11 protein-coding genes and 1 tRNA gene are annotated in these 11,794 nt (G+C 52.7%); 5 read left to right on the forward strand and 7 right to left on the reverse strand.

Annotation, left to right across the window (positions count from 1 at the left end):
- The 4 genes from tyrS to rpsU form a co-directional block, all read right to left on the reverse strand.
- Positions 1–584, reverse strand: a 584-nt coding sequence (gene tyrS / locus Q0W37_RS14260; RefSeq protein ID WP_297702220.1) for a tyrosine--tRNA ligase, incomplete at its 3' end; no start/stop codon positions are given.
- Between the two features lie 261 nt (positions 585–845).
- Positions 846–2,375, reverse strand: coding sequence for a sigma 54-interacting transcriptional regulator (locus Q0W37_RS14265; protein ID WP_297702221.1), 1,530 nt, complete (start codon positions 2,373–2,375; stop codon positions 846–848).
- 66 nt (positions 2,376–2,441) lie between these two features.
- Complete coding sequence (locus Q0W37_RS14270) at positions 2,442–2,912, reverse strand: GatB/YqeY domain-containing protein (RefSeq protein WP_297702222.1); 471 nt, start codon at positions 2,910–2,912, stop codon at positions 2,442–2,444.
- 174 nt (positions 2,913–3,086) lie between these two features.
- Positions 3,087–3,296, reverse strand: a complete 210-nt coding sequence (rpsU, locus tag Q0W37_RS14275; protein WP_014546541.1) for a 30S ribosomal protein S21 — start codon at positions 3,294–3,296, stop codon at positions 3,087–3,089.
- Between the two features lie 211 nt (positions 3,297–3,507).
- On the opposite strand from rpsU, the gene Q0W37_RS14280 reads away from it, so the two are divergent.
- The 5 genes from Q0W37_RS14280 (at position 3,508) to Q0W37_RS14300 (ending at position 8,864) form a co-directional block, all read left to right on the forward strand.
- On the forward strand, positions 3,508–4,362 hold the full coding sequence (locus Q0W37_RS14280; RefSeq protein ID WP_297702223.1) for an SPOR domain-containing protein: 855 nt from the start codon (positions 3,508–3,510) through the stop codon (positions 4,360–4,362).
- Between the two features lie 83 nt (positions 4,363–4,445).
- The gene (locus Q0W37_RS14285; RefSeq protein ID WP_297702224.1) at positions 4,446–5,549 is read left to right on the forward strand and encodes an FISUMP domain-containing protein; all 1,104 of its coding nucleotides are present in this window, start codon (positions 4,446–4,448) and stop codon (positions 5,547–5,549) included.
- Positions 5,550–5,559: 10 nt separating this feature from the next.
- Positions 5,560–7,440 (forward strand): FISUMP domain-containing protein, encoded by a 1,881-nt coding sequence (locus Q0W37_RS14290; RefSeq protein ID WP_297702225.1) that lies wholly within the window; start codon positions 5,560–5,562, stop codon positions 7,438–7,440.
- Positions 7,441–7,458: 18 nt separating this feature from the next.
- The gene (rimO, locus tag Q0W37_RS14295; protein ID WP_297702226.1) at positions 7,459–8,769 is read left to right on the forward strand and encodes a 30S ribosomal protein S12 methylthiotransferase RimO; all 1,311 of its coding nucleotides are present in this window, start codon (positions 7,459–7,461) and stop codon (positions 8,767–8,769) included.
- A 21-nt stretch (positions 8,770–8,790) separates the two neighbouring features.
- Positions 8,791–8,864, forward strand: a tRNA-Arg gene (locus Q0W37_RS14300).
- Positions 8,865–9,260: 396 nt separating this feature from the next.
- Here Q0W37_RS14300 and Q0W37_RS14305 read toward each other — a convergent pair.
- From Q0W37_RS14305 to purE, 3 genes are all read right to left on the reverse strand, one after another.
- Positions 9,261–10,256 carry an autotransporter outer membrane beta-barrel domain-containing protein gene (locus Q0W37_RS14305; RefSeq protein ID WP_297702227.1) on the reverse strand — a complete coding sequence of 332 codons (996 nt, stop codon included), beginning with the start codon at positions 10,254–10,256 and terminating at the stop codon, positions 9,261–9,263.
- Between the two features lie 134 nt (positions 10,257–10,390).
- Positions 10,391–11,167: a DUF3108 domain-containing protein gene (locus tag Q0W37_RS14310; protein WP_297702228.1), complete on the reverse strand. Its 777-nt coding sequence runs from the start codon at positions 11,165–11,167 to the stop codon at positions 10,391–10,393.
- Between the two features lie 152 nt (positions 11,168–11,319).
- Positions 11,320–11,793 (reverse strand): 5-(carboxyamino)imidazole ribonucleotide mutase, encoded by a 474-nt coding sequence (purE, locus tag Q0W37_RS14315; RefSeq protein WP_297702229.1) that lies wholly within the window; start codon positions 11,791–11,793, stop codon positions 11,320–11,322.
- Between the last annotated feature and the right edge of the window lies 1 nt (position 11,794).

Genomic DNA, 11,794 nt, shown 5'->3' on the forward strand with positions numbered 1-11,794 from the left:
GTGCCGCCGAGTTCCACGTCGCTGTTGATGGCGACGGAATCGTAGCCCTGCATCATCGGGTACATGAATTCGTGCAGGCTAATCGGAGTATTGGCGGCATAGCGGTTGTGGAAGTCTTCGCGTTCGAGCATCTGGGCCACGGTAAACTGACCCATGAGTTCGGTCACCTTGCTGAACGGAAGCTTAGAGAACCATTCGCCGTTATAGTGGATTTCCACCTGGTCGCGGCGAACCACCTTGAAGAACTGTTCCTGGTATTCCTTCGCGTTTTCGAGAACCTGTTCGTGGGAAAGACGCGGACGGGCCTTGTTGCGACCACTCGGGTCACCAATCTGGGCCGTGTAGTCACCCACGATGAGAACGACCGTATGACCCAGGTCCTGGAACTGGCGGAGCTTACGCATCACAACGGTATGACCGAAATGAACATCCGGTGCGGTCGGGTCTACACCCATTTTCACACGGAGAGGAACCCCGGTATCGTAAGACTTCTGGAGTTTCTTTTCGAGTTCATCTTGCGGTACGACATCGATAACACCGCGCATCAAAATTTCAAGCTGTTCTTTTACAGGACGGAATTGCATGTTTTTAATTAAGTGGTTAGTGTTTGGTGATTAGTGGTTAGGGAAATTACAAGTCTAAACCACTAATCACTGAAAGCCCATGTAGAAGGAATGGATAATCATACGGGATAAATATAGAAATTGACGAAAGAACGGGCCAAGGCCCTGCTGACGAGAAACGAGAGAAATGGCTGGTATTCTAAAAGCAAGAGCCTAGAAATAGCAGATTAGAAATCAAGCAGGGGTTTATTTTTGAAATTCCGCGAGGGAAAGACCTACAACCTACTTGGCAAAGGAACCAAGGTCGATACCGAGCTGGTTTATTTTGTATGTAAGAATGCGCGGTGTGGTGGAGAGGCTACGGGCGGCAGCGGCGACTTTTCCCTTGGAACTCTTGAGGGCATCGCAGATGATGTCCTTTTCGTAGGCTTCCACCATTCGCTTCAAGTTGCCGTTCACGGGAGTGCCACTGGTTTCGGCGGTCTGCAGCGTGGTCGGGAAATGGTGCGGGTAGATGACGTCCTCGTCGGCAACGAGTACGGCACGCTCGATTCCGTTTTCAAGTTCACGGACATTTCCGGGCCACGGGTAACTCATGAGCATGTTGATGGTCGTGCGCGCGAGACGGCGGACATTTTTGCCCACGATGCGGCAGTAATGTTCGACAAAATGGTCCGCCAGAAGCACGATATCCGTCTTGCGGTTACGCAGCGGCGGCACGTAAATCGGGAAAATGTGCAGCTGGTAGTAGAGGTCTTCGCGGAAGGCTCCTTCTTCGACCATTTGCTGCAGGTTCTTGGTGGTGGCCGCAATCACGCGGACGTTCACCTTCTTGGAAATGCGGGCACCAATGCGTTCCACTTCGCCGTTCTGCAACAGGCGCAAAAGTTTCACCTGAAGGTTCGGAGAAAGTTCGCCGACTTCGTCGAGGAAGAGCGTTCCGCCTTCGGCCTGTTCTACGCGGCCGGGAGTTTCGGCAAACACGCCGACAAGCGCACCGCGCACACTGCCGAACAGTTCGCGGTCCAGCACCGATTCCGGCATGGAGGCGCAATGGACGCGGACGAACGGGCCCATGTTGCGGTCGGAACGGTAATGGATGGCTTCGGCCACAAGCCCCTTGCCCGTACCAACTTCGCCCACGATGAGCGCGGGGAGGGGGCTTTTCGACACCTGGTCGATCTGCGCATACACGCGCTGCATTTCGCTGGAACGTCCGATGATGTTGTCAGGCTGGAAACGGTCCTTGAGTTCCAGGGTCAGGCGTTCGTTTTCGGCCTTCAGAAGCTCGTTTTCTTCGCGGGCTTCGCGACGGAGTTTCACCGCCGCCGCAAGCATCTGCGCGATAATTTCTAACAAACGAAGTTTTTCGGGAAGTTCGTCTTCGACGGGATTCTGGACGTCGGCACTGAAGGCGCCGATGACCTGATGCTCCATGATGACAGGTACGCAAAGGAAGGCCTTGTCTTCGGTCTTGCCGCGCCCCGTACGGTCCAAGAAGTCCGGGTCTTTCGCGACAGAGGGGATGATGATCGGCTTACCGGTTTCCACGACGCGGCCGGTAATGCCTTCGCCCACTTTGTAGCGGCCCTTGCGCGCCTGGCGGCTCGAAAGGCCTTCTGCAATTTCGATGGAGATTTCGCCGGTATGGCGGTTGTACAGCGTAAGGGTCGCATGCTCCACGCCCATCGTGGATTCCACCACTTCCAGAATCGGGTGCGCGACGCTTTCGAAATCAAGCGTCTGGTTTAGAATGGAGCTGATCTTGTAGAGCAGCTCCAGTTCAAGGATTTTGGATTGCGAGGTGGGCATGGAAGATCCTTCGACTTTCCCTACCGCGCTTTGCGCTCCAGGGTTCGCTCAGGATGACTCGTTGAGTTACTTAAGAGCTTCCTGGACGAGAGCGGAGGCGCGCTTGGCGTCGAAACGGCCCTTGACCTTCGGGGAAAGTTCCTTCATAATCTTGCCCATGTCTTTCGGGCTAGAAGCACCAGTCGCGGCCTTGATTTCGGCAATGAGGGCCTTGACTTCGTCTTCGGTCATTTCGGCGGGCATGTACTTGCGGTACAGGGCGATGATCGCTTCTTCGGCAGGAACCTTATCCAGGAAACCGCCCTTCGTGAGGATGTCGATAGCTTCCTGCTTCTGCTTCACGCTACGGGCAAGAACGTCGACGCACATTTCGTCGGTGATGGTTTCTTCGATCTGGGCCGGAGTGGCACCGCTCTTCATGGCTTCGTTCTTGATGTCGGAATGGAGGGTACGGAGCGTTCCGAGAGTTTCGGAATCGTGCGCCTTCATGGCGGCCTTGATATCATCCTTAATCTTAGTCAGCAATGCACTGCTCATGTTTTACCCTTGGCGGATTACGCCCCGCTCCTGGCAATAAGGTTTAAATTCTAAAAACACGCAACGAGCCACCGGTCATAGACCGACGACTCATTACAAGAAACAAGGCTAGAAACGATGTCCTAGAAACCCTTGGCGATTCCACCACGGCGAACTGGCACTGCCAGTCGACGATTAGTAGAGACGCTTGCGGTTCTGGTCAGCGATTTCTTTCAGGCGCTTGCGACGGGCAGCCGTTTCGATGCGCTTCTTTTCTTCAGAAGGCTTTTCGAAGCGCTGACGCTTCTTGACATCGGAAATGATGCCGTTCTTTTCGCAAGACTTGGTGAAACGCTTGAGAGCGCGTTCGAAAGGTTCGTTGGACTTAACAATTACGCCGATCACGATTATCCTTTGGTTAAATTAGAAATTCGTTTTTGGATAGCCAAATATATCTAATTGTACGAATTTCGTCAAGGGTATAAAAAAACGGTCATTTTTAAACAATTTTTTCGGCATTTTTTTAACCATAACTTGCGGATTATCAAAGACTTATGTATATTTCTGTACAGAAAAGACCCGTTCGTCTTGTTTTTACGAAAAAATGGAGAATTGGATGAAAAAACTCATTTTACCCCTCGCAGCCATCGCTCTCGCAAGTTCTGCGCTTGTCGCCTGCAATGACGAAGAACAGCTTGTCCCGAAGATGGAACCGGCAAAGCCTGCCGTTCAGGCACCAGCACCCAAGCAGGAAGAACAGCCCAAGGCCGAGGAGCCCGAACTCGTTCCGATCCAATCTCTTTCTGGAAACAGCGATTCCAAGGACGCAGCTCCCGAAGCTGCAGCCAAGAACGACTCCCCCGCACCGGCAGGCAACGTCCAGCCGCTTGAAAAGGGTGATTTCGTTGTCCAGGTCAGCATCCAGTCTTCCAAGAAGGCCGCAGACGGCATCGTGAAGAAACTCGCCGAAAACAACGTGAAGGCCTACATCGCCGAAGTCGAAAACCCCGGCGAACTCGAAGGCACCTACTACCGTATCCGTGTCGGCTACTTCGAAACGAATGCCAGCGCCCAGGAATACGGCAAGCAGGTTCTTTCTCCGCTGAACTACGCCTGGTGGGTAGACATGAGCAAGAACGACGACGTGGGTAACCCCGGCGGCGAATCCGATTCCTACTCCAACAACTCCTATTCCAATTCTAATTCCTATTCTACTCCGGCACCGGCGCCGGAACCCGAACCTGAGCCCGCACCGGAACCTGAACCGGCTCCCGCCCCAGCACCTGCACCGGAACCCGAGCCTGCTCCTGCTCCGGAGCCTGAACCGGCTCCTGCGCCCGCACCAGAGCCCGAACCGGCACCCGCTCCAGCACCCGCACCGGAGCCCGAACCGGCACCTGCTCCAGCACCTGCACCGGAACCCGCTCCCGCAGCCCCGGCTCCAGCAGACAACTTCGACGACTGGGAATAAGTTCTTTTCAATACACAAGGAATCTCTGCGCGAACACGCAGAGATTTTTTTATTTTTGAAATTAGTTTGTAGGAGAACAAAGCATGAAAGGTATTTCACAGCTTCTTTTTTCGTTATTCTGTTTTCTTTTAATCTGTTCATGTAGCGAATCGTCGACAACTCCGGACGGCATTCCAAGCAAAGTATCTAACCTCGCCGAGTTACGGCACCAGCCCTGCAACGAAGAATACAGGGATTCCGTCATTGACGTTATCGACGGGGACATTTCCTTTATATGCGATGGCAGTAGATGGATGATGAACCCACAGAGTTCATCTGGCAACGACACCGACTACTCTAGCAGCGAAGAAGTTTTTTCGTCCAGCAGCGAGCGAAACTTTTTCAGCGAGGAAAACTACAGCAGCGCGAAAGAATACAGTTCCAGTCGCGAAATATCAAGTAGCGAAACCGCGACAAGTTCCGCGGCCTATTCCTCCAGCAGCTTAGATTCTTACGAAAGTTCGTCGAGCGACATTTTCGAAGTCTCGTCTTCGAACCAGGAATCGTCCAGCTCGGTTTCGGCATACGTCATTTTCCCTGACACCACCAACAGTTCATCGTCTTTTGAAAGCCACCTTATCGTATGGAAGGGCAAGGACTACGGAAGTGAATTCAACGAAGAGACCGGAATATTGACGGACCTTCGGGACAACAAAAAGTACAAGACCATCACCATCGATAGCCACACCTGGACAATCGACAACCTTGCCTTTACGGATTCCACCATCATGCCTTATCTCGAGAAGCGTGTCAGATGCAGCGAAGAGGAAGGATGCACGTACACCTGGGGCGCCGCAATGGATTCCGTCTATACCGGCTGCGGCATAGACAACGTGTGCATGGACCGTCCAAGACAAGGCATCTGTCCTTCCGGATGGCACATTCCCACGAGAAAAGACTGGTCGCAGCTTTTTTACGCCGTCCACCCGGATAAAGACTCAATATTTCACCAGCTATTAGCCAAGTACCATTTCTGGGGAGATTTGCCAGAAAACACCGAAAAGGCAGATCTATATTTCTGGACTTCCCATAGCACTTGTGCACTCGAAGCAGACGTCATATTCTGTCGCATTGGCCGCTACGATTACGACCTGTATAATGACGTTCCGAAGTCACGTTTTATGCCAGTCCGTTGTGTCAAGGATTAAAGAGGGAAATATGAAGAAACAATTTGCGTATACAACTCTCCTCGGATTATTCCTAGCCGCCTGCTCCTCGGACGATAGCTTTTACGGCTCGACAACTCCCGTAGTCCTTTCTAGCGTACAAGACCTCGACCTCTTCACCTGCAACGATTATACCTTGGGTACCGAGGTGTATGTCGAAGAAACGGATTCGTACTACACCTGCAAAACATCAAAGTTCAACAAGGCGGAATGGGAATTTTCATCCAATCCAAAATATTCTTCGGCAAAGACGAATTCCTCGGCGAGAACAAACTCTTCGGCCAATACAAAGTATTCTTTCGATGAAGATTTTAGCTCATCGAGTCATTCGCGTATATCTTCTAGCGATTCCTTTTCAGAGGAACGCTCCAGTTCTTCGTACTCAACATATCAAGAATCAAGTTCATCAAAGGCTGCACCCGTCACCTACGAACGCGTCAATCCCAAGGATATCCGCTACGGGCTGATGACCGACCCCCGCGACGGCCAAATCTACAAGACTGTCACCATCGGCACACAGACCTGGATGGCGCAGAACCTGAACTACGCCGTCGAAAATAAAATTCGGGGAACGGATATCATCCAGAAGAACAACTGGTGTGCAGGCGTCGCCCTGCCCGAAAGCAAATACGGGGATTGCGAAAAATACGGAAGACTCTACACCTGGGCCGCCGCAAACGACTCCGTCGGGAACGCTCGATTCAGCGAAGGACCTTGCGACAGTTGGTACAAAGACTGCCCCACACAGGGAATTTGCCCCGACGGTTGGCATATTCCTAGCACATGGGACTGGAGCATTCTGGTATACGTATCGACAGACAGTTCCGTCGATCACTCTAGCCTCTCTTCTTCAATCCACTCCAACAAGTCTGCACCCGAGCACTTGCTAAGCAATCATGACTTATGGTATACCGTATCGGGCGGCATTTTCAACGTCTATGAAGATTTCGGGTTCAACGTACAACCCACAGGATTATTTCGATACGGAGCACCCGATTCCTCTATAGCCAGTTTCTGGTCAAATGCCAATGACGATGACATTATCAGTTTCGAAAGAGACGAAGTGTGGAGTTTCAATTCGTTCAATGCATGGAGAAGGCAGCGAGCCTTTGCGGCGGCCATCCGCTGTATCAAGGATACCATCGAAACCGATTCCGAGAACTTATCGACTACCGAATTAACGCCACCCGACTTTCCCGTTAGCCTAGGGCCAACCTATTCTGACCCACCGGCACCAGAACCTGCAAGCACATACCTCAACCCCGACATCGAATACGGAGAAATGGTTGACAACCGAGACAAGCAGGTCTACAAGACTGTCGTTATTAACAACCAGACATGGATGGCACAGAACTTGAACTACGAAATTGCCCCCGGACTACAAAGCTGGTGCGGAGGCGGTTCCGATTTGCACGAAGGCAATTGCGATACCTACGGAAGACTTTATACCTGGGCCGCCGCAAACGGGAAAACCGAAGCGGAATGCGGACATGGGCGCTCTTGCAAAACAACGGAACGGCAAGGAATCTGCCCCGACGGTTGGTATCTACCGACGCTCGGACAATACGACACGCTCGCGCATTTCCTGAGCGACAGCGAAATAGTTCCGAACGGAACGCTCCTCAAGGCAAATTCCGACCTCTGGGAAATGGAAGGAAAGGGAATCGACAAGGTCGGCTTTTCCGCACTGCCTGCGGGGTATCGCAAATATCGATTTGAAGCGACGAACAGGACGGCCTATTTCTGGACATCCGGGCAAGAAAGCGAATTTTCCGGCAGGGCCATCGCATTGCGTGGGCAGTACGACGTGATGGATACTACTCAATGGGAGGATAAGGAATTGGGATTTTCAGTCCGTTGCATCAAGTACTAAAAATCTATATTTGGCAATATGCCTACAAAAAAGCCCAAAGTATTTGTTGTCCATTTAGGTTGCGCCAAGAACCAGGTCGATGCCGAAAACCTGGTAGGCGAAATGCTCCATGCAGGCTTTACGACCTGCGACACCGCTGGGAAGGCAGACTACATCCTGGTGAACACCTGCGGATTTATCGAAGCCGCCAAGGAAGAATCCATCAACGCGATTTTTGCACAAATTAACGGCAAGAAGCCGAAACAGAAACTGATTGTTTCGGGTTGCCTTTCGGGCCGCTACGGCGAGGAACTGGTGAAGGAACTCCCCGAAGTCGATTACTGGGTGGGTACCTACAAGCCGGGCGAACTTTTAAAGAAGATGGGCATTGTGGCCCCCGCCACCTGCGACGCTGAAAACCTGCCGCGTATGAACCTCGGCGGATTCAAGCATCACGCTTACTTAAAGATTGCCGAGGGTTGCAACCGTCGCTGCGCCTACTGCGCCATTCCCCTTATCCGCGGGAAACAGGTATCCCGCAGCATCGAGGACATCGTTGCCGAAGCGAAGGAACTCGAGGCACAGGGCGTCAAAGAAATTACGCTTATCGCACAGGACACGACTTACTTTGGACGCGAAAAGGGCAAGAAGGGCGGCACGCTCGCTGAACTTTTACGCGCCATTCTTGACAACACGAACATTCCGTGGATACGTACACTTTACTGGTACCCGATGTTCGTGGACGACGAGCTCTTAGACCTGATGGCAAGTGAACCGAGACTCGTGAAGTACGTGGACATGCCGATTCAGCATGCAAGCGACAACGTACTCAAGAACATGAAGCGCAACTACCGCATGAAGGAACTCGTCGAGATTCTGCACAAGATTCGTAAGCGTATTCCGGGAGTCACGCTCCGCACCACGGTACTTGTCGGATTCCCCGGCGAAACGCATGAAGACTTTGAAGAGCTGATGGAACTCCTGCAAGATGTACAGTTCGACCATCTGGGCGGATTCGTGTTCAGCCCCGAAGAAGGCACGCCCGTGATGGAAATGGACCTCCCCGCCGTGGACGAAAGCGAAGCCCGCGCAAGGCTCGACGCCGTGACCGACCTGCAAGAAGAACTGGACGCAGAACGCGCCGAGGCGATGATCGGAAAGACGGTCCGCATTATCATCGACCAGGTTGCCGAAGAAAGCGAATACCATTTCTACGGTCGCACCGAAGGGAACTCCATGGAAAACGATGACATCGTGAAGGTGCTGGAAGGCGACGCTGACGTGGGTGAATTCCGCGATGCGCTAGTGGTTGACGCCGAGCCGCACGAACTGATTGTGAAGCTGATTTAATTTACTATCTTTGAATCGCTCGCCCTTGTAGCTCAGTTGGATAGAGTGTCAGCCTCCGAAGTTGAAGGTCATGCGTTCGAATCGCATCAAGGGTATAAAGCAAAAGCACCCCAATTGGGGTGTTTTTGTTTTATAGTTTTAATTCCGATGAGAACGGAACGTTCGACTGCCCGCAAGGCGAGAGTCGCAGCCGAGCTTGCTCGGCTATGACCGAGCCAAAGGGCAGGCCCTCAAACCGAAGGTTTGGGGGCAATCGCATCAAGGGTATAAAAACGAAGTTATCCCATTAGGGGGAACTTCGTTTTTTTATTTCTTTATTTCGATGAGAACGGTACGTTCGACTGCCCGCAAGGCGAGAGTCGCAGCCGAGCTTGCTCGGCTATGACCGAGCCAAAGGGCAGGCCCTCAAACCGAAGGTTTGGGGGCAATCGCATCAAGGGTATAAAAAAGGTCGGCATAGCCGACCTTTTCTTTCTTCTATTCAAATCGTTTTAGCGACCGGCAATGCCAGAACGTTCCCTGGCCTTTTCACGTTCGCGGCGACGCTTTTCAGTGTCATCCGGGAACAGTTCCGGAAGAGCGTAACCAATCGCAATGCCAAAGACAATGCCGGTCTTGCTCATGCCATCTTTTTCAACGACCTTGGAAACCCATTCCTTAGTCGGCCAAACTCTTTCGCCTGTACCAGAACCGTCATCATAGTCTTTCTTGCGGAAGCTCGGGTTATCCGTATCCTGGTCGCCCGTGTTCGGAACATTGGCAAGCTTCGGCGCATAGTACATACCGATAGAGAACTGCAAGTAGTACCATTCGTTCGTCAAGTACGTAATAAGGAGGTCAAACTGGTAACCGTTCACCTTGATGAGAGGACGAACGTTGTCCACGGGAATAATGTCGTGGTCGAAGTAGACTGTTCCGTAGGAGAAGGAAAGACCCAAGTGGAGCGGGTTTTTCGGGAAAAGGTAATAGTTCAAACCCACCTTATAGCCCGTGCCGCCTTCCAGTTCCCATTCATCGAAATCGTTGTCGGTACCCTTGGGCAAGAAACCGAAGGATCCATAAAGAGCGAAGTGGAACGGCAAGATGTATTCCAGGCCGGCGCCAAGGCCCATGCCCATACCGGTTTCACCCATAATCGGATAACGGGAGCCCATACCGATCTGGAAAATAAGACGGTTGCGGAGCCAGTCACGACGGCGTTCAGAGTTTGCGTATTCGTCCAGGCGCTGTTCTTCTTCGAACTTTTTACGTTCGGCCTGTTCACGGCGCTGGGCTGCAGTCATCTCGGAGCCGCCAAAGTCTTCATCTTCATCATCGGCAGTAGCCATTGTCGCATGAGAGCCTCCGGCGGGAGCCGAAACAAAGCCATCATCGTCATCTTCTTCTGCGGCAGCCGGTGCCGAAACGAAACCATCATCATCTTCATCGTCCTGAGCCCAGGACATGAAGGCGGTCAAGCATAAAGCCAAAAGTACTTTCTTAAACATTAAAGCCTCAGATTATATAATCGCATTTGCGAATATAACTTTTAAGCGGACGTTTTGCAAAAAACAAAATGTAAAAAAAGCAAAAAACACTCCCATTTGCCCTGTTTTGTAAGCAAAAGTCCACAAAACTCCCATTATTTAGCCTCCAACAATTTCGCCTTGATACTCCCAAGCGCAATTTCGCATTCCATGAGCACCGGAATCCGGCGATCGTCATCGGTAAGCCAGATGAAAATGCGGCCCTTGGAAACAAAAATGCCGTCGCCGTCGAGCACGGGTTCCACCTTGATGCAGGGGACCTTGCCAAGCACGCTCTCGATCGTTTCTTTTCCATGGACCAGCACCTTAAGCTCGTAGCGTTTCTTGCCGCTCACCGCCGAAAAGCGCGAGGTATCCCCCACGGTAAGCGGAAGGGTGCGCACCAGGTAAAACGCCGACATGATACTGTGTTCCTCGCCCTGGAGCGCGACCACCGTATCGGCAGAGCGTTTGACCCTGCGGGTTTTCATATCGGTAAAGACTGTATCCGAGAGCCAGCCCTTTTCGCCCTTGCGGTCGAAGCGGATAACGGAGGTGTTGTGGAACGTACCCTCGTGAAGGCGCTTGCGGAAAACCTCGGTCATCAACCCCTTGTTGCGCACACGGGTATAGACGGTATCGTTTACCGGATAAACCTTATTGATGGTCTTGTTGCCAGTCGCGAACGTCAGGAATTCCGTCTTGCCATCCTGGATGGGTTTCACCTCAAGCGTCGCGTAACCGGCCGTAATGAAGCCCCAACTGAGACTGAAGGACAGCTTTTCGCCCTTCATCCAGGGAGCTTTGACTTCGGGAAGGTTCGGCTCACCAGCGAAAGACGCCGCCACGAGGAACGCCGCTAAATAGATGAATATGCGAGAGAGAGAATGCACGATACTTATTCAAGGTTATGAGGTGTGAGGTCGGTCGCCTACGGCGCCCTTTGAGGAATGAGGTTATACAATCGCGCCGCAAGCGCATACTCAGAGGGAGCGGAACGCGACCGGCCTCAAAGCGAAGCGACCTGAGAGCGCGAAGCGCGGCCTCAGACCTCTATGTCTCCGAGCCCCTTGCGGTAAGCGACGAGCTTTTCACGGACGCTTGCATCAGAGAGGGCGACGATGTGGACGGCGAGGAAACCGGCATTCTTGCCGTTGCCGATGCCGACTGTTGCCACCGGGATTCCCGGGGGCATCTGCACGATGGAGTGCAGAGCATCGACGCCGTTGAGCGGGCCGCCCGCGCAGGGCAGGCCGATAACGGGAAGGATGGTGTGCCCTGCGAGCACGCCCGGGAGGGCTGCAGCGAGGCCAGCAACACCGATGAGGACCTGGAGGCCTCGCCCGGCGGCTTCGCGAGCATACTTCGCGGTGGCGTTCGGGGTGCGGTGTGCAGAGAGGATGTTGTATTCCCACGTGATGCCGAACTGGTCGAGCACCGCAGTGATCTTGTCTACAGTTTCTTGGTCGGACTTGCTACCCGCAACGATACCGACCTTTGCATTTTCTTTCAAATCCATT

This window comes from uncultured Fibrobacter sp. (genome assembly GCF_947166265.1).
Classification (GTDB): domain Bacteria; phylum Fibrobacterota; class Fibrobacteria; order Fibrobacterales; family Fibrobacteraceae; genus Fibrobacter.